The following is a 22,203-nucleotide window of genomic DNA, read 5'->3' on the forward strand; positions in this document are numbered from 1 at the left end:
GACGGGGGCGCGCCTTCTCCCCGGACTGTTCCGGCGTCCGGCCTCGTCCTCGGCGGACGGTGCCTTTCCGGCCACCCGCCGAGGCCTCCGGGCGCGTGCCGACGCCCCGGGGGCCGTGGGGCCGCACCGGGGCGTTCAGGGGGGAGCCTGCGGGGCCTGCTGCCGGGCCCTTGAGCCCCGGCTACCGCGCGGGGCCCACCTCGCTGAGGGCCGCCGGTGCGGGCTCTCCCGGGGGCGCGGGACGCCCCACCGGCTCCGCGGAACCGCGGTGCGCCCGCCGCCGCAGCGTCGCGAGGCGGGCCAGGACGTGGCGATCGAGCCAGGCCCGCATCAGGCGGTAGTCGGAGTCCCGCAGGATCGCCGTGTCCGCGGCCAGCATGACCAGGGCGAACGAGAACAGGCCCATGCCGAACATGATCCCCACGTGCATCACGGCGATGACACTGAAGACGAGCTTCCGGAACCAGGGCCGGGTGGAGAACACCGCGGGGACCGCGCAGAGCTGGGCCGCGATCGTCACGTACGAGGCGATCAGCGAGAGCCACATGTGCCCCATGAGCCAGGGGAACACCGACAGGTGGCTGTACTCGTGCACCCGGCTGATGTAGTAGAGGGCGGAGCCGTCCCGCCAGTGCTCGCCGGAGACCTTCCACAGCCCGGAGACCAGGTACACCATCGAGGTCTGCACCACGACCACCAGGGCGGCGCAGTTGTGGAGCGAATTGCCCAGTGTGGTGCGCCGGTTGCGCAGGGCCTCGCGACGGCGGACCCGGCCGCCGCGTGGACTGAGCCAGTAGTCGGTGGTGGTGAAGCACAGGAAGATGATCAGTATCTGCGCCAGGTTGTCCCCGCCGTCGAGGGTGGCGTAGTCCCGGGCGTTGAGGGACCACAGGAAGACAGCGCAGGCCACCGTCAGCGCCCGGCCGCCGTACACGGTCCACACCGCGGTGACCAGGATGCCGGCGTAGAAGACCAGGTTGAACCAGACCCGGCCATCGCTCAGGGCGTACAGGGAGAGGGGCCCGCCGTGCCCGGTGCGCGCGACGAAGGACTGGTAGCCGGAGACCGCGTCGGGCCCCCAGATCAGGTAGCGGACCTTGAAGTTGGTCAGGTAGGTGGAGAGCAGCGCGACGCCCATGCCGATGCGGACGAGCGAGAGGCCCAGCAGCCGCCGCTTCCCCGTGGACATGCGGTCGATGGCTCCGGCCACCCGGGCGGTCACGGTCACGGTCAGCCTCTCTCGTAGGGGGGAAGCCAACCGGAGTCGGCCACACGGACGACGGGCCCGTGTTCACCGGTGGCGGGGTCCGTCACGGGCGTGGAGGTGAAGAAGGCGCGTACCTCGGTGAATCCACCGGGCGGCGCGATCTCGTCACCGAGCAGGGTGACCAGGTACCTGACCTGCTTCAGGTCCTCCGACCAGAGCCCCTTCTGCGGCTCCGCCCCGGCGACCTTCCGGTAGACGAGTTCCTCGTTGTCCCTGGCCACCGAACTGGCCTGGTCCTGGGCCTGGGCCGTCGAGTCCTTCTTCGCGGACGCCCGCCGGCGGTTCACCGAGACCATGCTCCGGCCCAGCGAGTCGACGATCCTTTCCGCCCGGGCCCGGACGAAGGGGATCTGTCCCTTCATCTCGTACGCCTGGGTGAGCGAGAAAGGCTTCAAAGTGTGCTGCTTTCCGCCCTGGTCCCGGTAACGGATCTGGTACCAGCCCTCCAGATTCGACGTCGGAGGGGTGGGCGAGAAGAGCATCCAGTTCTGCACGAAATAGGGGTCGAGGGCGCCTGCCACGACCTTCCGGCTCTGGTCCCTCGGCACCGAAGCGGGCGCGTTGTACGCGGCTGTCAACACAAGATATGCCGCGGCGACCAGCGCCGGAAGCGCCAGGACGGTGCGGCGGAGATCGGCTCTCATCTGCTCCCTTTCCCTCGGTACTGGGAGAACCGGCCACGCGGGCCGCCACGGCCGCTCGCACGGCCGTGGCGGTCACTGCGTGCTCAGACGAGCGACGACATGATGTCGGCCAGGGCCGCGTCCCGCTGGGCCTCGGCCAGCGTGTCGTCCGAGGCGGAGGGCGAGGTGGTGCCGCTCTTGGCAGCGGTCACGCTGTGCGGCGCGGCCACCCCGGTCGGGGACGGCGCCGCGTTGGCCGGAGCGGCCAGAGCGAAACCGGCAACGGCGGCCGCACCGACGAACATGCCTGCAACGAGCTTCTTCCGCATTGCAATTCCTCACTCTTGTCTCTGACAGGAACGACGAGTTCGATACGATGCGGAACTCGCCGCGGTCGAGGCTGCCACGCACCCCGCCCCACCACAACGAAGTAACACCGTTGAATCTGCGGAGGAATGCACTCGCGGCCTCTTCCGGAAAAGTGACGCAATGCGCGGGAGCTGCGGTCTTTAGCGCCGGTTCAGCGGTGCGAAAGCTGCAGTGGAGATTGTGTTCAGCGCCGGCCCGGCGGCCGCGTCAGACCGGGTTTCGCGGTACGTCATTCACCGTTCCGACAGCCTTCAACACCGCACAGGAGCGCGACGGTTCCCCGCGAGCCGCGAAAGGAACGACGGGACAGCCCCCGACCGGCGCCAGGGGTCTTTGTGCGGTTCCGGTGCACCCGGCGGGCGCAACCGCCGGCGTGGCCGGGCGGCAGGGACCGCCCGGGTACGGGAGGGAGGCACGCAGCGACCGCGTGGCGTCCCCCGTGTGCCGTCAGCCGGATCCGGCCCCTCAGTCACCGCAACCTTCCCGCCCGGGCAGGTGCGACGGGCTCCTCACCGGGTCCCGGACCCGCCCCGCAGGTGGCGCAGCGCCACGGCGGCGGCGTTGGCACCGCACATGCCGTGCGTGCCGGCCCCTGGCGGGGTGGCCGCGGAGCAGAGGTACATGCCCGGCACCCCCGTGCTGTAGGGGTCGCGGCCCGGGCGGGGCCGGGCCAGCAGCTGGCGCACGGTGTTCGCCCCGCCGACGATGTCACCGCCGAGGTAGTTGGGGTTGTACGCCGCGAAGCCGCCCGGCGTGCGCACCACCCGGTCGAGCACCCGCTCCCGGAAGCCCGGTGCGAAGCGTTCGATCTGCCGCACGATCGCCTCGGTGGCGTCCCCGGCGTACCCGTGCGGTACGTGCGCATAGGTCCACACCGGGTGGACGTCGCCACGGGAACGCTGCGGATCGGCAAGGTACTGCTGCCCCACGAGCACGAACGGCCGCTCGGGCATGCGGCCGGCGCACACCTCGCGTTCGGCCGCCGCCACCTCCTCGTACCTGCCGCCGACGTGGACGGTGCCCGCCCGCCTGGCGGTCTCCTCGCGCCACGGGACGCCGCCCTCCACGGCGAAGTCCACCTTGAACGCGCCCGGCCCGTAGCGGTAGCGGCGGTAGGCGCGGGCCACCCGGACCGGCAGCCGCTCGCCCAGGATGTCGGCCACCGCCGAGGGGGCGAGGTCGAAGAGGACCGCGTCGGCCGGCGGGAGGTCGGCCGCCGACCGCACCCGCACACCCGTCTCGATCCGGCCGCCGCAGGCGGTGAGCGACGCGGCCAGCGCGTCGGTGATGGCGCGGGAGCCGCCGGCTGCCACCGGCCAGCCGTGGCGGTGTCCCGCCGCCAGGATCATCAGGCCGATGGCGGCCGTAGCCGGGTGGTGCAGCGGCCGGAAGGCGTGTGCCGCCACTCCCCCGAAGAGCGCGCGAGCCTGCTCCGACCGCCACAGTCCCGCCACGAGGGACGCCGGGAGCAGGGCCGGGACACCGAAGCGGGCGGTGCGCAGCGGGTGTTGCGGAAGGCGCAGCAGGGGTCCCATGAGGTCGTCGGTGAGTTCCTCGAAGCCTGCGGCGAGCGGCCCGAACATCGCGCGCCACGACCGCCCGTCCGGCCCGAGCCCCTGCGCGGTCCGCTCCAGCGAGCGGTACAGGACGCCGGCCCTCCCGGAGTCCAGCGGGTGGACGCAGTCGATTTCCGGAGTGCACCACCGCAGGCCGAACCGGTCCAGGTCCAGGGTCCGCAGGAAGGGTGACCCGACGGTGAGGGGGTGCGTGGCGGAGCAGTGGTCGTGCAGCAGACCCGGCGTCAGCTCGCTGGTGCGGGTGCCGCCGCCGATCGTGTCCGCCGCCTCCAGCACGGTGACCGCGACGCCTTCCCGCGCCAGCAGCACGCCGGCCGCGAGGCCGTTCGGTCCGCTGCCCACCACGACGGCCGTACTCATGGCACCTCCCTGGGGCGCCGGCAGGGGCCGGCACCGGTGAACAGGCCCGACTCCCACCGCGGCGGTCACGCGGGGGCCCCGTGGTGGCGCCCCCGCCGTCCGGCGGCACCGGGCACGGCGTCTCGCCTTCGCGCCCGTTCAGAAGGCGTCGACCGGAACGTACACTCCCCAGACCTCGCGCAGCAGGTCGCACACCTCGCCGACGGTGGCTCTCGCCCGCAGCGCCTCACGCATCGGGTAGAGCACGTTACCGGTGCCCTCCGCCGCCTTCCGCAGATCGGACAGGGCGGTCTGGACGGCGGCCGGGGAGCGGGTGGCCCGCAGGGTCGCCAGCCGCTCCGCCTGCCGGGCCTCGATCGCCGGGTCCACCCGCAGCGGCTCGTAGGGCTCCTCCTGGTCGGCGCGGAAGCGGTTCACCCCGACCACCACCCGCCGTCCGGCATCCGTGTCCTGGGCGATCCGGTAGGCGTTCCGCTCGATCTCCTCCTTCTGGTAGCCCTGTTCGATGGCCGCCACCGCACCGCCGCGTTCGGCCACCCGGCGCATCAGGTCCACCACCTCGGCCTCCACCGCGTCGGTCATCGACTCCACCGCGTAGGAGCCCGCGAACGGGTCGACGGTCGCCGTCACGTCCGTCTCGTACGCCAGCACCTGCTGGGTGCGCAGCGCCAGGCGCGCCGACTTGGCGGTGGGCAGCGCTAGTGCCTCGTCGAAGGAGTTGGTGTGCAGGGACTGCGTTCCGCCGAGGACTGCCGCCAGCCCCTGCACGGCCACCCGCACCAGGTTGACCTCCGGCTGCTGGGCGGTCAGCTGCACCCCCGCGGTCTGCGTGTGGAACCGCAGCATCAGCGACTTGGGGTCGCGCGCGCCGAACTCCTCCCGCATGATCCGTGCCCAGATCCGCCGCGCCGCACGGAACTTGGCCACCTCCTCCAGCAGGGTGGTCCGCGCCACGAAGAAGAAGGAGAGCCGCGGCGCGAACTCGTCGACCGCCATGCCCGCGTCGACCGCGGTGCGCACGTAGGCGACCGCGTCGGCCAGGGTGAAGGCGATCTCCTGCGCCGGCGAGGCCCCCGCCTCGGCCATGTGGTAACCGGAGATGGAGATGGTGTTCCAGCGCGGGATCTGTGCCCGGCAGTAGCGGAAGACGTCGGCCACCAGCCGCAGTGAGGGGCCCGGCGGGAAGATGTAGGTACCGCGGGCGATGTACTCCTTGAGCACGTCGTTCTGGATCGTCCCCGTCAGCCGGTCCGCGCTCACCCCCTGCTCCTCCGCCACCAGTTGGTAGAGCAGCAGCAGGGGGGCCGCGGGCGCGTTGATCGTCATCGAGGTCGACACCCGGTCCAGCGGTATGCCCGCGAACAGCACCCGCATGTCCTCGATCGAGTCGATCGCGACCCCCACCTTGCCGACCTCGCCGGCGGCCAGCGGGGCGTCGGAGTCGTGTCCCATCTGCGTGGGGAGGTCGAAGGCGACGGACAGGCCGGTGGTCCCCTGCTCGATCAGCTGCCGGTAACGGGCGTTGGACTCGGCGGCCGTGCCGAAGCCGGCGTACTGCCGCATCGTCCACGGCCTGCCGGTGTACATCGTCGGGTAGACCCCGCGCGTGTAGGGGTAGCCGCCCGGCTCCCCCAGCCGCTCGGCCGCCTCCCACCCGGCCAGGTCGGCCGGTCCGTACACGGGCTCGATGGGCAGTCCTGACTCCGATACGCCGGTCATGGGACGGGTACCTCCTGGGTCGTCGGGTGACCGGCGGTTGCTCCGGCGGTCTGCCGTACCGGGGTGTGCCGCCGCGGGCCGGTGGCGGCCCGCGGCGGGTGACGCGGCCGCTCAGCCCTCCGGCGTGCCGAGTTCGGCGTCGATGAAGGCGAACAGCTCGCTGGTGGAGGCCGACTGGAGCTGGTCCTCGACCCCTTCGGCGTCCGCCCTGGTGTCCCACTTCTCCACGAGTGAGACGAGGTGGCGCAGCACTCTGCTCCGGTCGGTGCCGGTCAGTTCGGCCGCCGCCATGTCCCGCTCGAAGAGGTCGAGGACGCCGAGCAGTTCCTCGGCCGGGTCCCCGCCACCGGGCAGGAGCTCCGCCAGCAGGTGCGCGGCGAGGGCGGAGACCGTGGGGTGGTCGAAGACGACCGTGGCGGGCAGGGCGATCCCGGTGGCTGCGGCCAGGCGGTTGCGCAGCTCCACCGCGGTCAGGGAGTCGAAGCCCAGCTCCTTGAACGCCCGGTCGTCGTCGACGGCGGCCGGGTCGGGGTAGGCCAGGACGGTGGCGACCTCGCTTCGCACCACGTCCCGGAGGGCGGCCGCCCGGTCGGCCGCGGGCTGGGCCGCCAGCCGGTCGGCGAGGGAGGGGCCCGCGGGCACGGCGGGGGCGGCGGCGGTGCGGCGCCGGACGGGGCCGGCCAGGGCCGTGAGCGAGGCGGGGAGGTCCGCCGCCTCCGCCCGCCGGCGCAGGGCGGCGTGGTCGAAGCGGGCGGGCACCACGGCCACGGCCGCCGCTCCCACGGCTTCGTCGAGCAGGGCCAGCGCCTCCGCCTCGCCCATCGCCACCACGCCGGCGCGCCGCAGGCGGGCGTCCCCCCGGGGGTCGAGCCGGGCCGCCATGCCGCCCGTCGACTCCCAGCGTCCCCAGCCCAGCGAGGTGCCCGCTGTGCCCTCGGCGGCGCGCCGCCTGGCCAGCGCGTCGAGGAAGGCGTTGGCCGCCCCGTAGCCCGCCTGGCCCGGGTTGCCGACGCTGCCGGCGAGGGAGGAGAAGAGCACGAAGGCCGACAGGTCGGCGCCGCTGGTCAGCTCGTGCAGATGCCAGGCGGCGTCGGCCTTGGGGGCCAGGACGGCGTGCAGGTCCTCGGGGGTGACGTCGTCCAGGGGGGCGTCGGCGGTCCGGCCCGCCGCGTGCACCACCGCGCTCAGCGGCTGCTGGGCCGGGACGGCGGCCAGCAGTTCGGCCACCTGTTCCCGCTGGGCGACATCGCACCGGACGATCCGGACCTGGGCGCCGAGCTGCTCCAGTTCGGCGGTGAGTTCCGCCGCGCCCTCGGCGTCGGGGCCGCGCCGGCCGGCCAGGAGGAGGCTGCGCACGCCGTGCCGGGTGACGAGGTGGCGGGCGACGGCGCAGCCGAGCGCACCGGTCCCGCCGGTCACCAGCACGGTCCCGGTGCCGAACGCGGGCCGCGGCAGCGCCAGCACCACCTTGCCCACGTGCCGGGCCTGCTGGAGGTGGCGGAAGGCCTCCGGTGCCTTCTCCAGCGGCCAGACGGTAAGTGGTGGCGGCGCCAGCTTTCCCTCGGCGAAGAGTGCGAGCACCGCGCGGAGCATCTCGGCGATGCGGTCGGGGTCGGTCACCGCGAGGTCGAAGGCCCGGTAGGTGACCCCGGGGTGCGCTGCCGCGACCTGCTCGGGGTCCCTGATGTCCGTCTTGCCCATCTCGGCGAACCTGCCGCCGGGCCGGAGCAGGCGCAGGGAGGCGTCGACGAACTCGCCGGAGAGCGAGTCCAGCACCACGTCCATCCCCTGGCCGCCGGTGGACCCGGTGAAGTGCTTCTCGAAGTCCAGGGTGCGCGAGGAGGCGTAGTGCGCTTCGTCGAAGCCCATGGCCCGCAGCGTGTCCCACTTGGGCTCGCTGGCGGTCGCGAAGACCTCGGCGCCCAGGTGACGGGCCACCTGCACGGCGGCGCCGCCCACACCGCCGGTCGCGGCGTGGATCAGCACCCGCTCACCGGGCCGGACGCCGGCGACGTCCACCAGGCCGTGGTAGGCGGTCAGGTACACGGTCGGGACGGCTGCGGCCTGCTCCCAGGACCAGCCCGCCGGCACCCGGGCCAGGCGGCGGTGGTCGGCCACGGCGGTGTCGGCGAACGCCGGCGCGAACAGGCCCAGCACCCGGTCCCCCACCGCGAGTCCGGTCACCCCCGGGCCGACCTCCAGCACCTCGCCGGCTCCCTCGCCGCCGAGGACGGCGGCGCCCGGGTACATGCCGAGGGCGACGAGCACGTCGCGGAAGTTGACGCCGGCGGCCCGCACGGCCAGGCGCACCTCGCCTTCGCCCAGGGATCGTTCCGCGTCGGGCGCGGGGTTCAGGGCGAGGCTCTCCAGGGTGCCGGTGCCCGCGCCGGCCAGGTGCCAGGGCCCCTGCGGCGGCGGGGCGAGGCGGGGGGTGTCGGCCGGCGCCACCAGGCGCGGCAGGAGCACCCGGCCGCCCCGCACGGCCAGTTCGGGCTCGACCGCGGTGAGCGCGGCGGCCACCGCCTGTTCCGGGGTGCCGCCGTCGACCAGTGTGAAGCGGTCCGGGTGCTCGGCCTGCGCGGAGCGCACCGCGCCCCAGAGCGCGGCGAGGGCCGGGTCGGGGGCGGGGTCCGCGGGGACCGCGGTCACCGCGCCCCCGGTGTGCACGAGCAGCCTCGCGGTGGCCGGCGGGTGCTCGCCCAGCCACTGCCGCAGGGCTGCCAGGGCCTCCGCCACGAGGGCCTGGGCCCGTTGCGGCGGGGTGCCGGAGGGCCCGGGTCCGGTGAAGGTGAGCACCAGGGTGTCCGGGCGGTCCGGGTCGCCGGCCGCGGCGGTGAAGGCGGCCGGGTCGCCGGCGGCCACCACCGTCCAGTCCCGGGCGGGCTCCGCCTCGCGGGGGCACGTCGTCCACTCCCAGCGGTGCAGGGGCGGCAGGGAGGGGCCGGCGGTGGGCAGGTGGTCCGGGAGCGGGCGCAGCCCGAGTTCCTCGACGGTCAGCACGGGGGCGCCGTCTGCGTCGGTGACGGCCAGGCGGTGGCCGCCGCCCGCCGGGGTCAGCCGGACCCGCACGCTGGTCGCTCCGGTCGCGTGCAGGGTGACGCCGCGCCAGGCGAACGGCAGCATGGGGGCCGGCTCCCGGCCGTCCTCGGTGGGGAGGAAGGCCAGGGCGTGCAGGCAGGCGTCCAGCAGGGCTGGGTGCACGCCGTGGCCCGCGGGCTCCAGCCCCTCGGGGAGGGCGACCTCCGCGTGGACCTCCTCGCCGACGCGGTGGCAGGCGCGCAGGCCGCGGAAGGCCGGGCCGTACTCCAGCCCGCCGGTGGCCAGGCGGTCGTAGAGGCCGGCGGTGTCCAGCGGTGTCCCTGCCGGGGCGGGGGCGGCCTGCTCGGGTGCGGGGGCCTGCTCGGCGGCGGTCAGGGTGCCGTCGGCGTGCCGGGTCCACTGCTCCTCGCCGCCCAGGTCCGTGGGGGCGGGCCGGGAGTGGACGGTCAGCCGCCGGCGGCCTGCGGGGTCGGGCGGGGCGAGGGTCACCTGCAGGTGTGTCTCACCCTGCGGGGGCAGCACCAGTGGTGCCTGGAGGACGAGGTCCTCGACGCGGTCGCAGCCGCCGCGGTGGCCGGCCTCCAGTGCGAGGTCGACCAGGGCGGTACCGGGCAGCAGGGTGGTGCCGGCCACCTGGTGGTCGGCGAGCCAGGGCTGGGTGCTGCGGGAGAGCGTGCCGGTCAGGACGAGGGTGCCGTCCTCGGCCAGGTCCAGGGCGGCACCCAGCAGGGGGTGCCCGGCCGGCCGCTGACCGGGTACGCCGCCGGTGGTGCGGCGCCCGGGCTGGAGCCAGTAACGGGTGCGCTCGAAGGGGTAGTTGGGCAGGCGGACCGGCTGGTCCGGGGTGCCGGGGGCGAGGTTCCAGTCGACGTCCACGCCGGCGGTGTGCAGGGCGGCCAGTGCCAGGGTGAACTGCTGGACGGGGTCCGTCTGCCGCCGGGCGGTCGCCAGGGCCAGGAGGTGCGGGTCGCCGTCGAGCACCTCGGCGGCCATGGGGGTCAGCACCGCGTCGGGGCCGAGCTCCACCAGGGCGGTGGCGCCCTCGGCGCGGAGGGTGCAGACGCAGTCGGCGAACCGCACCGGCTGCCGGACGTGGTCGACCCAGAAGCCCGGTGTCCGCATCTCCTCGGGGGACAGGGTGCCGGTGAGCGCCGAGACCAGTCTGCCCTGCGGCGCTGCGTAAGCCAGTTGCTCCGCCACCTGCCGCAGCGGCTCCAGCGCCGGTTCCATCAGCGGGGAGTGGAAGGCGTGGCTGACGGTGAGGTTCCGTGTCCTGCGTCCCTGGGCGCGGAAGTGCTCGACCACGGCGGCGCAGACCTCCTCGGCGCCGGACACCACCACGGAGCGCGGCCCGTTCACGGCTGCCAGGCCCGCCTGGTGCCGGTGGTCGGCAAGGAGCGGCGCCACCTCCTCCTCGGTGGCCTCCACGGCAGCCATGGCACCGCCTCGGGGCAGCTCCTGCAGGCACCGGCCGCGGGCGGCGACCAGTCGGGTGGCGTCGGCCAGCGGGAGCACGCCGGCGAGGTGTGCCGCCGTCAGCTCGCCCACCGAGTGGCCCGCCAGGAGGTCGGGGACGACGCCGTGCGCGGTCATCAGCCGGTGGGCGGCGACGCCGTAGGCGAACAGGGCGGGCTGGGTGTACGCCGTCTCGTTGAGCAGGGCGGCCTCGGTGGTGCCCTCCTCGGCGAACATGACCTGGCGCAGCGGCGTGTCGAGGTGGGGGTCGAGGTGGTCGGCGACCTCGTCCAGGGCGGTCGCGAAGGCGGGGAAGGCCTGGTAGAGGTCGCGTCCCATGCCGGGCCGCTGCGCTCCCTGGCCGGGGAGGAGGAAGGCGGTGCGGCGCGCGGAGGCGGCCTTGCCGACCACGGTGGCGGGGGTGGTGCGGCCCTCGGCCAGGGCGGCGAGTCCGGCGCGGAAGTCGGCGGGTTCCGTGCCGACCACGGCGGCCCGGTGGTCCAGGAGGCCGCGGGTGGTCAGCAGGGTACGGGCGACCCCGGCCGGTGAGTGGGCCTCCGTGGCGAGGTCGAGCATGCGGTCCGCCACCGAGCGGAGCCCGCCGGGGGTGGCGGCGGACAGCAGCCAGGCCACCGGCGCCGCGGCGGGTCCGGCGGGGCTCCGGGCCGGGTCGGCTTCCGGATCGGCTTCCGGATCGGACGGGTCGGTGGGGGCCTCCTCCAGCACCACGTGGGCGTTGGTGCCGCTGAGGCCGAAGGAGGACACCGCGGCCCGGCGGGTACCGGCGCCGCTCCACTCGCGGGCCTCGGTCAGCAGCTCCACGCCGCCCGGGGACCAGTCGACGTGGGTGGTGGGCCGGTCCACGTGGAGGGTGGCCGGCATGACGCGGTGGCGCATCGCCGCCACGGCCTTCATGACGCCGGCGACTCCGGCGGCGGCCTGGGCGTGGCCGATGTTGGACTTGACCGAGCCGAGCCACAGCGGCCGGTCGGCCGGCCGGCCCTGCCCGTAGGTGGCGAGCAGCGCCTGCGCCTCGATGGGGTCGCCGAGGGTGGTGCCGGTGCCGTGCGCCTCGACCATGTCGATGTCGGCGGGCCGCAACCCCGCGTCGGCCAGCGCCCGTTCGATGACCTGCTGCTGGGCGGGGCCGTTGGGGGCGGTGAGCTGGCTGCTGGTCCCGTCGGAGTTGACCGCCGAGCCCCGGATCACCGCCAGCACGGGGTGGCCGGCGGCGCGGGCCGCGGACAGCGGGGCCAGCAGCAGCGTCCCGGCCCCTTCGGCCCAGGCGGCACCGTCGGCCGAGTCGGCGAAGGAGCGGCAGCGGCCGCGGGGCGAGAGGCCGTGCTGGCGGCTGAACTCGACGAACGGCTGGGGGGTGGCCATCACCGTGACGCCGCCGGCCACCGCGAGCTCGCACTCGCCGGCCCGCAGCGCCCGGACGGCGAGGTGCAGCGCCACCAGGGAGGAGGAGCAGGCGGTGTCGACCGTCATCGTCGGGCCCTGGAAGCCGAAGAGGTAGGCGATGCGCCCGGAGGCGATGCTGCCGGCGCTGCCGGTGCCGAGGAAGCCCTCCAGTTCGGCGGGGGCGGGGCGGGCCTGTTCGGCGTAGTCGTTGTACATGACGCCGGTGAACACGCCCGTGGCCGAGCCGCGCAGCGACTGCGGGTCGATGCCCGCGTTCTCCAGCACCTCCCACGTCGTCTCCAGCAGCAACCGCTGCTGCGGGTCGGTGGCCAACGCCTCCCGCGGACTCATCCCGAAGAACGCCGGATCGAAGTCCGCCACCCCCTCCAGGAAACCCCCCTCCCGCACATAACTCGTCCCCGGATGGTCCGGGTCCGGGTGGTAGAGCCCCTCCAGGTCCCACCCCCGGTCCTCCGGGAAGGCACCCACCGCGTCCCTGCCCGAGGCCACCAGCTCCCACAACTCCTCCGGCGAGGACACCCCGCCCGGGAACCGGCACGCCATCCCCACGATCGCCACCGGCTCGCGGGACCTCGCCTCCTGCTCGCTCAGTTCCCGCCTGGTCTGGCGCAGTTCGTTGGTGGCGCGCTTGAGGTAGTCCCGGAGTCGGTCTTCGACGGCGCTCACATCAGCCCCTCAGTGGTCTTCGTGTCCGGTTCGTGCTGTGCTGCCGCCTGTGCCGGGCGGGTTCTCATCGGCCCAACTCGTCGTCGAGAAGGCTGAACAGTTCGTCGTCGGTGGCGCCGGAGAGGTCCGCGGCCGCCACGGCGGCCGGCTCGCTGCCGCCGTGCCAGGCCTTCAGCAGCGATTCCAGGCGGGCGCCGATCGCCTCGCCGGGGCCGCGGGAGCGGCCGGCGGGATCGAGTGCGGCCAGGGCGCTCTCCAGCCGGTCCAGGTCGTCCAGGAGGGCGGTGGCCGGGTCGTCCTCGGCGGCCAGCCGCTGGTCCAGGTGGTCGGCCAGGGCCGTGATCGTCGGGTGGTCGAAGAGCAGCGTGCTGGGCAGGGTCAGACCGGTGGCGCGGGCCAGGCGGTTGCGCAGTTCCACGGCGGTCAGGGAGTCGAAGCCCAGTTCCAGCAGGCCGCGCCGGGGTTCCAGGGCCGCGGGGTCCGGGTGGGCCAGTACGGCCGCGGCGTGTTCCCGGACGGTCTCGACGAGGATGCCGGTGCGTTCCTTCGCCGACTGCCCGGCCAGGCGCCGGCGCAGCCGGTCCCCGCCGGCGGCCGGTTCCCGGTCGGCCGTGCGGCGCGCCGGTGCGGTGCGTACCAGTCCCCGCAGGAGGGCCGGCAGGGCTTCCTCGCGGGCCAGTTGCTGCAGGGCCGCGGTGTCGAAGCGGGCGAGCGCCGGTGCCGGGTGGGGCAGCGCCAGCGCCGCGTCGAACAGTTCCAGGCCCGTCTGCGAGGTCATGGGCACGACGCCGCCGCGGGCGAGCCGTTCACGTCCGGTGTGGCCGAGCGTCTGCGTCATCCCGCTTTCGGCCTCCCACAGCCCCCACGCCAGGGAGGCGGCCGGCAGGCCCTGCTCGCGGCGGGCGGCGGCGAGTGCGTCCAGGAAGGCGTTGGCGGCGCCGTAGTTGGCCTGTCCCGCGTTGCCGACGGTGCCGGCGAGGGAGGAGAACAGCACGAAGGCCGACAGGTCGGCGGACCTGGTCAGGTCGTGCAGGTGCCAGGCCGCGTCGACCTTGGGGCGCAGTACCGCCGCGAGCCGCTCGGGGGTGAGGGCCGCCACCGTGGCGTCGTCCAGGACGCCCGCGGCGTGGACCACCGCGGTGAGCGGCCGGTCCGGCGCGATCTGGGCCAGGAGCCGTTCGAGGTCGGCCCGGTCGGCGACGTCGCAGGCCGCCAGGGTCACCTCGGCGCCCGCCGCGGTCAGTTCGGCACGCAGTTGCTCGGCGCCGGGCGCCTGGGGTCCCCTGCGGCCGGTGAGCAGCAGGTGGCGGACGCCGTACTCGGTCACCAGGTGGTGGGCCAGCAGCGCGCCGAGGGTTCCGGTGGCGCCGGTGACGAGCACCGTGCCCGCGCCGAACGCGGCCCGCTCGCCGCGGTCCTCGGCCCGGGTGCGGGCCAGCCGCGGTACGTGGACGGAGCCGTCGCGCACGGCCACCTCGGGTTCGTCCGAGGCGAGCGCCGCGGCGAGGCCGGCCCCTTCGCACCGGTCGGCGTCCACGAGGACGACGCGTCCGGGCTCCTCCGCCTGGAAGGCGCGCACCAGGCCGCGCACGGCGGCTCCCGTCAGGTCCGGGGCGTGCTCCCCCGGTCCGGCGGCCACCGCGCCGGTGGTCACCACGACCAGGCGCGACGGGGCGAACAGGGGCTCGGCCTGCCACTGCCGGAGCGTCTCCAGCAGCCGGGCGCAGGCGGAGTGGACCTCGTCGACCGGGTCGCCGTCACCGCCGGCCGGGGCGGGCAGCACGACGGCGGCGGGGGGTGTGGTCCCCGCTCGGAGGGCCTCGGCCAGGTCGGGGACGTCCCGGTAGCGCACCGCACCGGCCAGGTCGAGGTCGCCCACGGTGACCCAGGAGGGCTGCCCGCCGGAGGCGGTGCCGGGGCGGGCCTCCCAGGTGAGGACGGCCGGGGTGGTGGCCGCGGCCGCCCGCGCCAGCTGGTCGGCGCGGACCGGTCGGGTGGCCATCGAGGCGACGGACAGCAGCGGCTCGCCATCGGACCCGGTCATCACCAGGGTCCAGGCGTCGGGGCCGGTGGGGCTCAGCCGCACCCTGGCCCGGGCGGCGCCACTGCCGTGGAGCGCCACCCCGCTCCAGGAGAAGGGCAGGCGCAGCGTGCCGTCGCCCTCCTCCAGGGTGACGAGGGCCGCGGCGTGCAGTGCGGCGTCCAGGAGGGCGGGGTGGACGCCGAAGGGTGCCGCGTCGGCGGTCTCCGGCAGGGCCACCTCGGCGTACAGGTCCTCGCCGTCGCGCCACACCTCGCCCAGTCCCTGGAAGGCGGGGCCGTAGGCCAGGCCGTACCGGTCGAAGACGGCGTAGGCGTCGGGCGGTGTCGCCGCCCGGGCCCGGACCGGCGGCCAGGGGCCCGGCTCCGGCGCGGGGGCGGGCTCCGGGGTGCCGGTGAGCGTGCCGGTGGCGTGCCGCACCCACTGCGGGTCCTCGCCCGCGCGGGAGTGCACCGTCACCGGACGCATGCCGTCGGCGTCGGCCGCTCCCACCGTGACCCGCAGGTCGACGGCGCCGCGCTCGGGCAGCACCAGCGGCGCCTCCAGGGTGAGGTCCGCCACGCCGGCGGCGCCCGCCTCGGCTGCGGCGCGCAGGGCCAGTTCGACGAAGCCGGCGCCGGGGAACAGCAGCGTTCCCAGGACGGCGTGGTCGGCGAGCCAGCCGCCCTGTTCGGCGGTGACGCGGCCGGTGAGCACGGTGCCCTGTCCCTCCACCAGTTCCACGGCGGCGGTCAGCAGGGGGTGGCCGGTGCCGTCCTGGCCCAGGCCCTGGGCGTCGCCGACTGCGGGCGGCACCTCCAGCCAGTAGCGCCGGCGGTCGAAGGCGTACGTGGGCAGCGGGACCCGCCGGGCGGGGGTGGCGGGGAAGAGCCGTGCCCAGTCGACGTCCACTCCCCGGGTGTGTGCCGCGGCGAGTGCCAGCAGGAACCGCTCGGGTCCGCCGTCGCCCCGGCGCAGGGTGCCCAGGGCGGCGCCGGTTCCGTCCAGGGTGTCGCCGAGGGCGCCGGTGAGCACCGGGTGGGCGCTCATCTCCAGGAAGACCTCGTGGCCGGTCCCGGCGAGGGCGGTCACCGCCTCCTGCAGACGCACGGTGTTGCGCAGGTTCTCGTACCAGTAGCGGGCGTCCAGCGCGGTGGTGTCCGGCAGCAGCCGGCCGGTCAGCGTCGAGTGGAAGGGCACCTGGGCCTGCCGGGGGCTGATGCCGTGCAGCAGGTCGGCCAGCCGTTCCTCGAGGGCGGCCATGTGCGGGGTGTGGGAGGCGTAGTCGACCGGGATGCGGCGGGCGCGCACCCCGTCCTCCTCACACCTGGCGAGGAGTTCCTCCAGTGCCTCCGGGTCGCCGGCCAGGACGGTGGCGGCCGGCCCGTTGACGGCGGCCAGGTGCAGCCGTCCGGGCCAGTGGCCGAGAAGTTCGCCCGCGGCGTCCGCGGACAGCGGGACCGAGACCATGCCGCCGGTCCCGGAGAGTTCCGCCAGTGCCCTGCTGCGCAGCGCGACCACCTTCGCGGCGTCCGCCAGCGACAGGGCGCCCGCCACACACGCCGCCGCGATCTCGCCCTGCGAGTGGCCGACCACGGCGGCGGGTTCGACGCCCATGGAGCGCCACAGCGCCGCGAGGGAGACCATCACCGCGAAGAGGGCGGGCTGCACCACGTCCACGCGGTCCAGTCCGGGTGCTCCGGGGCGGCCGTGGAGGACGTCCAGGAGCGACCAGTCCACGTGCGGGGCGAGGGCTTCGGCGCACTCCTCGATGTGGCGGGCGAAGGTCTCGGAGCCGGCGAGCAGTTCGACGGCCATGCCTTCCCACTGCGACCCCTGGCCGGGGAAGACGAAGACGGGGCCGGTGGCCGGGCCCGCCGCGTGGCCGGTCACGGTGTGCGGTGCCTCGGCGCCGGTGGCGAGCGCCTCCAGCCCGCTGAGGCAGGTGCCGGCGTCCGAGGCCACCACGACGGCCCGGTGGGTGAGTGCGGGCCGGGTGGTGGCCAGTGCGTGGGTGAGGTCCGCGGGGTCCGTCTCGGGCTGTTCGCGCAGGGCGGCCCGCAGGCGCTCCGCCTGGCCTCGCAGCGCCGCCTCGGACCGGGCCGAGAGCAGCAGCGGCACCGTCCCGGTGAGCGGCGGGACACCGGCCCCGGTTGCCCCGTCCGCCTCGTGCGTCTCCTCCGCCCCGTCAGGTGCGGGCGCCTCCCCCACCGGGGACGCGCTCGGCGCGGGTGCCTCTTCCAGGACGAGGTGCGCGTTGGTGCCGCTGATGCCGAAGGCGGAGACGCCCGCGCGGCGGGGGCGGTCGCCGGCCGGCCACACCTCCTGCCGGGTCAGCAGGCGCACCGCCCCCTCCTCCCAGGGCACGTGGGGCGAGGGCTCGGTGACGTGGAGGGTGCGGGGCAGGGTGGCGTGCCGCATGGCCTGCACCATCTTCATGACGCCGGCGACTCCGGCGGCGGCCTGGGCGTGGCCGATGTTGGACTTGACCGAGCCGAGCCACAGCGGCCGGTCGGCCGGCCGCTCCTGCCCGTAGGTGGCGAGCAGCGCCTGCGCCTCGATGGGGTCGCCGAGGGTGGTGCCGGTGCCGTGCGCCTCGACGGCGTCCACGTCCGCCGGGGCGAGCCCGCCGTCGGCGAGCGCCCGCCGGATGACGCGCTCCTGCGCGGGACCGTTGGGGGCGGTCATACCGTTGCTGGCACCGTCCTGGTTGACCGCCGTGCCCCGGATGACGGCGAGCACCTCGTGGCCGCGGGCCCGGGCGTCGGAGAGGCGTTCCAGGAGGAGGACGCCCACGCCCTCGGCCCAGGCCGCGCCGTCGGCGTCGGCGGAGAAGGACCGGCAGCGGCCACGGGCGGACAGGCCCCGCTGTCGGCTGAACTCGACGAAGGCGGCGGGCGTGGCCATGACGGTGGCACCGCCGGCCACCGCGAGGTCGCACTCACCGGCCCGCAGCGCCCGGACGGCGAGGTGCGCGCCGACCAGCGACGAGGAGCAGGCGGTGTCGACGGTCACGGCGGGCCCTTCGAACCCGAAGGTGTAGGCGACGCGTCCGGAGGCGACGCTGCCGGCGCTGCCGCTCACCAGGAACCCTTCGAGGTCCCCCGGGATGTCCCGGACCCGGGAGGCGTAGTCGTTGTACATGACGCCGGTGAACACGCCCGTGGCCGAGCCGCGCAGCGACTGCGGGTCGATGCCCGCGTTCTCCAGCACCTCCCACGTCGTCTCCAGCAGCAACCGCTGCTGCGGGTCGGTGGCCAACGCCTCCCGCGGACTCATCCCGAAGAACGCCGGATCGAAGTCCGCCACCCCCTCCAGGAAACCCCCCTCCCGCACATAACTCGTCCCCGCGTGGTCCGGGTCCGGGTGGTAGAGCCCCTCCAGGTCCCACCCACGGTCCTCCGGGAAGGCACCCACCGCGTCCCTGCCCGAAGCCACCAACTCCCACAACTCCTCCGGCGAGGACACCCCGCCCGGGAACCGGCACGCCATCCCCACGATCGCCACCGGCTCGTCCACCGCGGTGCTCACCGCCGGCACGGGGAGGCCGGGCGTCGCACGGCCGGCCACGAGCCGCTCGCCCAGGTGGGCGGCGAGCGCCTCCGGGCTCGGGTGGTCGAAGACGAGGGTGGAGGCCAGCCGCAGGCCGGTGCGCCGGGCGAGGCGGTTGCGCAGCTCCACCGCGGTGAGCGAGTCGAAGCCGAGGTCCTTGAAGGCACGGGCGGTGTCCAGGGTGCCGGCCTCCCGGTGGCCCAGGACGGCCGCGGCCTCGGTGCGGACGAGGTCGGTCAGCAGACGCCGTGCCTGCTGCGGGTCGGCGTCCGCGAGGCGGGCGGCGAGGTCGCCGCCGTCGCCGCCGTCCTGGCGGCGGGCCGGAACCCGCACCAGCGCGGTGAGCACCCGCGGCAGGGCCGCGTCGGCCGCCAGCCGGCGCAGGGCGAACTCCTCGAACCGGACTGCGGCCAGGGCCGGTTCGGGATGCGGCAGCGCCGCGTCCAGGAGGGCCAGCGCCCGCTCGGTCGGCAGCGGGGCGACGCCGGACCGGGTGAGCCGCTCGAGTTCGGCGCCGTCCAGCCGGCCGGTGAGTGCGCTGAGTTCCTCCCACAGCCCCCAGGCCAGCGAGAGGCCGGGCTGCCCCAGGCCGCGGCGGTGCGCGGCGAGGGCGTCCAGGGCCGCGTTGGCGGCGGCGTAGGCGGCCTGGCCCGGGTTGCCCACGGACCCGGCCAGCGAGGAGTAGAGCACGAAGGCCGTCAGGTCGGCGTTGCGGGTCAGGTCGTGCAGGTGCCAGGCGCTGTCGGCCTTCGCCCGCAGGACCGCGGCCAGGCGTTGCGGGGTGAGGTCGCCCAGCATGGCGTCGTCCAGGACGCCGGCGCTGTGGACCACCCCGGTGAGCGGGTGCTCGGCGGGTACCTCGGCCAGCAGGTCGGCGAGTGCGCCGCGGTCGGCCACGTCGCACGCCCGCACCGTCACCCGGGCGCCCGCAGCAGTCAGTTCGGTCACCAGGCCGGCCGCTGCGGGTGCCTCGGAGCCGCGCCGGCTGACCAGCAGCAGGTCGCGGACGCCGTGCCGGGCGACGAGGTGGCGGGCGAGCGCCGCGCCGAGGGTGCCGGTACCGCCGGTGATCAGGACGGTCCCGCCGGGGCGGAACGCCTCGGTGGCCGCGGGTTCGGCCGCGGGTTCGGCGGGCACCAGGCGGGGCGCCAGGAGCGTCTTGCCGCGCCGGGCCGTCTCGGGCTCGCCCGAGGCGAGTGCGGCGGCCACGGCCTCGGCGTCGTGGCCGTCGGGGGCCGCGGGGTCGGTGTCGAGCAGGACGAAGGTGTCGGGGGTCTCCGCCTGAGCGGTGCGGACCAGGCCGGTGACGGCCGCGGCCACCGGATCGGCCACGGTCTCCTCGGGCCCGGTGCGGACCGCGCCGCGGGTGGTCAGGACCAGGCGGGTCTGCGGAAGGCGGTCGGCGGGCCAGTGGCGCAGGGTCTCCAGGACGCGTGCGGTCACGGCGTGCAGGTGCGCCACCGGGTCGGCGCCGGCGCGCGGGGGGCAGGGCAGGACGACGGCGGTGGGGGCCTCCTCACCGGCGCCGGCCGCGGCCACCAGGGCCTCCAGCGCGGCCCGGTCCGCCGCGGCGTCCTGCTCGGCGGGGAGGACCAGGAGACGCGGCGCCTCGACGGGGTCGTGCGGGGCGGCGGGGCTCCAGGCGGTCCGGTACAGGCCGCCGGCATCCGGCCGGGCCAGCGCCTGCGGGGAGACCGCGCGGGAGGCCAGGGCCTCCACCGTGACGACGGGGCTCCCGTCCCGGTCGGCGGCGGTGAGGACCACCTGGCCCTCGGTGTCCGTGGCCAGGCGCACCCGCAGTGCCGTGGCGCCGGTGGTGTGGACGCTGACGCCGCTCCAGGAGAACGGCAGCCGCAGCGCCTCCCGGTCCGCCTCCGGGGCGGCCACCACGCCCAGCGCGACCGGGTGGAGCGCCGCGTCCAGCAGCGCGGGGTGCAGGGTGAAGCCCACGGGGTCGGTGCCCTCGGCCAGTTCGACCTCGGCGAAGACCTCCGTGCCGGTGCGCCACAGTCCGCGCAGGCCCTGGAAGGCGGGGCCGTAGTCGTAGCCGCGCAGACCGAGGGCGTGGTACGGGTCGTCCAGCGGGACGGGCTGCGCCCCGGCAGGCGGCCAGGTGGCGGCCCACCCGGTGTCGGGCACCGGGCCGGGGCCGGCGGTCAGGACACCTGTCGCGTGGCGCCGCCACGGTGCGGCCTGCGCCGGGTCGCCCGTCTCGGGACGGGCGTGGAGGGTGCAGGTGCGGTTGCCGGTCTCGTCCTCGGGGCCGAGGACGACCTGCACGGCGGTGGCGTGGTCCTCGGAGAGGACCAGGGGCCGCTCCAGCGTGAGGTCCGCCACCCGCGGGCAGCCCGCCACCGTGCCGGCTGCGGCGGCGAGTTCCACCAGGGCGGTGCCCGGGAGGAGGGTGGTGCCGGTGACGGCGTGGTCGGGCAGCCAGGGCTGGGTGCGCGGGGTGAGCCGGCCGGTGAACAGCAGGCCCTGTTCGTCGCCGAGTTCCACGGCGGCCCCCAGGACGGCGTGGCTCACGCCGGTGAGGCCCGCCGCGGTGACGTCGCCTGCCGCCGGGACCTCCTCCAGCCAGTACCGCTCGTGCTGGAAGGCGTAGGTGGGCAGGTCGCACTGGACCGGCCGGTGGTGCGCGAGCAGCGCGGTCCAGTCCAGGTCGGCGCCGTGGACGTGGGCCTCGGCCACGGAGGTGAGGAAGCGGTCCAGGCCGCCCTCGCCGCGCCGCAGGGAGCCGAGGGCGAGGGCCGGGTGTCCGGCGTCGTCGAGGGCGGGCTGTAGCGCGCTCGCCAGGACGGGATGCGGGCTGCACTCGACGAACAGGGTGTGCCCGAGTTCGAGGGCGCTGCGGGTGGCCAGGTCGAAGCGGACGGTGCCCCGCAGGTTGCGGTACCAGTAGTCGGCGTCGAGGGTCGTGGTGTCGAGCGGTTCGCCGGTGACGGTCGACAGGAACGGTGTCCGGGTCGGTTGCGGGACGACGGGTGCGAGGGCGTCGAGTATCTCGCTGCGCACCTGTTCGACGTGTGCCGAGTGCGAGGCGTAGTCCACGGCGATGGTGCGCACCCGGTGCCCCTCGGCGGTGAGTTGCGCGCCGAACACCGCCAGGGCGTCGGGGGAGCCGGCCACGACCACGGCGTCCGGACCGTTGACGACGGCCAGCGACAGCCCGTCCGCGCGGTCGGCCAGCAGTTCCTCGACCCGCGCGGCGGGCAGGGCGACGGAGAGCATGCCGCCCTGTCCGGCGAGGGCGCGGATGGCCTTCGAGCGCAGGGCCACCACGCGGGCGCCGTCACGCAGCGAGAGGGCGCCGGTGACGGTCGCGGCGGCGATCTCGCCCTGCGAGTGGCCGATCACCGCGGCCGGTTCGACGCCGGTGGAGCGCCACAGCGCGGCGAGGGAGACCATCATGGCCCACAGGGCGGGCTGGACGACGTCGACGCGGTCCAGGCCCAGGGCGCCGGGCTCGCCGCGCACCACGTCCAGCAGCGACCAGTCGGTGAACTCTGCCAGCGCCTCGCCGCACTCCGCCATGCGCTGGGCGAACACCGGTGAGGTGGCCAGGAGTTCGCGGGCCATGCCCTCCCACTGCGCGCCCTGGCCGGGGAAGACGAACACCGTCCTGGCGGGGGTGGTGGCCTCGGCCACCGCGCCGGCGGCGGGCGTCTCACCGCGGGCCAGCGCGGTCAGGCCGGCCAGGAGCGCGGCGCGGTCGGCGGCGACGAGGACGGCCCGGTGGCCGAAGGGCTCGCGTCCGGCCAGGGTGTGCGCGACGTCCGCGGGCCGGGTGGTCTCGTCGGACGCCAGCCGGTCGCGGAGCGCCTCGGCCTGGGCGCGCAGCGCCTGTTCGGTGCGGGCCCACACAGGTACCGGGACGGGGGCGGCGGTGGCGTCGGCGTCCCGTCCGTCCGCCGCGGGCTCGGGGGAGGTCTCCGCGGGTTCGGGCTGTGGTGCGGCCTCGGGTTCTTCGAGGATGACGTGGGCGTTGGTGCCGCTGATCCCGAACGAGGACACCCCCGCCCGCCGCGGCCACTCACCCCGCTCCCACGCAACCGACTCCGCCAGCAACTCCACCCCACCCGAAGCCCAGTCCACATGCTCGGACGGCTCCTGCGCGAACAACGACCGCGG

The 22,203-nt window shown here is 75.7% G+C and carries 6 protein-coding genes and 1 pseudogene; all 7 read right to left on the bottom strand.

What is annotated here, in order from left to right:
* Positions 1 to 181: 181 nt before the first annotated feature.
* The 7 genes and pseudogenes from ACFV3R_RS19630 to ACFV3R_RS19660 all read right to left on the bottom strand — a co-directional run bounded on the left by ACFV3R_RS19630 (position 182) and on the right by ACFV3R_RS19660 (position 22,167).
* Entirely contained in the window at positions 182 to 1,228 is a 1,047-nt protein-coding gene (locus ACFV3R_RS19630) for a hypothetical protein (protein WP_385584206.1), read from the bottom strand.
* A 2-nt stretch (positions 1,229 to 1,230) separates the two neighbouring features.
* Entirely contained in the window at positions 1,231 to 1,911 is a 681-nt protein-coding gene (locus tag ACFV3R_RS19635; RefSeq protein WP_385584209.1) for a DUF5819 family protein, read from the bottom strand.
* Between the two features lie 83 nt (positions 1,912 to 1,994).
* Positions 1,995 to 2,219 carry a hypothetical protein gene (locus ACFV3R_RS19640; protein WP_385584213.1) on the bottom strand — a complete coding sequence of 75 codons (225 nt, stop codon included), beginning with the start codon at positions 2,217 to 2,219 and terminating at the stop codon, positions 1,995 to 1,997.
* A gap of 549 nt (positions 2,220 to 2,768) precedes the next feature.
* Positions 2,769 to 4,196 carry a phytoene desaturase family protein gene (locus ACFV3R_RS19645; RefSeq protein WP_385584217.1) on the bottom strand — a complete coding sequence of 476 codons (1,428 nt, stop codon included), beginning with the start codon at positions 4,194 to 4,196 and terminating at the stop codon, positions 2,769 to 2,771.
* 138 nt (positions 4,197 to 4,334) lie between these two features.
* Positions 4,335 to 5,915: a methylmalonyl-CoA mutase gene (locus tag ACFV3R_RS19650; protein WP_385584220.1), complete on the bottom strand. Its 1,581-nt coding sequence runs from the start codon at positions 5,913 to 5,915 to the stop codon at positions 4,335 to 4,337.
* Between the two features lie 111 nt (positions 5,916 to 6,026).
* Positions 6,027 to 12,497 (bottom strand): annotated as a pseudogene (locus tag ACFV3R_RS19655) (SDR family NAD(P)-dependent oxidoreductase); the annotation flags it as partial.
* Positions 12,498 to 12,564: 67 nt separating this feature from the next.
* Positions 12,565 to 22,167, bottom strand: a complete 9,603-nt coding sequence (locus ACFV3R_RS19660) for an SDR family NAD(P)-dependent oxidoreductase (RefSeq protein WP_385584223.1) — start codon at positions 22,165 to 22,167, stop codon at positions 12,565 to 12,567.
* Positions 22,168 to 22,203: the final 36 nt, after the last annotated feature.

Origin of the sequence: Streptomyces sp. NPDC059740 (genome assembly GCF_042733155.1) — a bacterium.
In the GTDB taxonomy this organism is placed as follows: Bacteria; Actinomycetota; Actinomycetes; order Streptomycetales; family Streptomycetaceae; genus Streptomyces.

What these genes read in the sequence shown, in the direction of transcription:
- ACFV3R_RS19635 (WP_385584209.1), bottom strand. Translation starts at nt 1,911, where the DNA reads ATGAGAGCCGATCTCCGCCGCACCGTCCTGGCGCTTCCGGCGCTGGTC.
- ACFV3R_RS19640 (WP_385584213.1), bottom strand. Translation starts at nt 2,219, where the DNA reads ATGCGGAAGAAGCTCGTTGCAGGCATGTTCGTCGGTGCGGCCGCCGTT.
- ACFV3R_RS19645 (WP_385584217.1), bottom strand. Translation starts at nt 4,196, where the DNA reads ATGAGTACGGCCGTCGTGGTGGGCAGCGGACCGAACGGCCTCGCGGCC.
- ACFV3R_RS19650 (WP_385584220.1), bottom strand. Translation starts at nt 5,915, where the DNA reads ATGACCGGCGTATCGGAGTCAGGACTGCCCATCGAGCCCGTGTACGGA.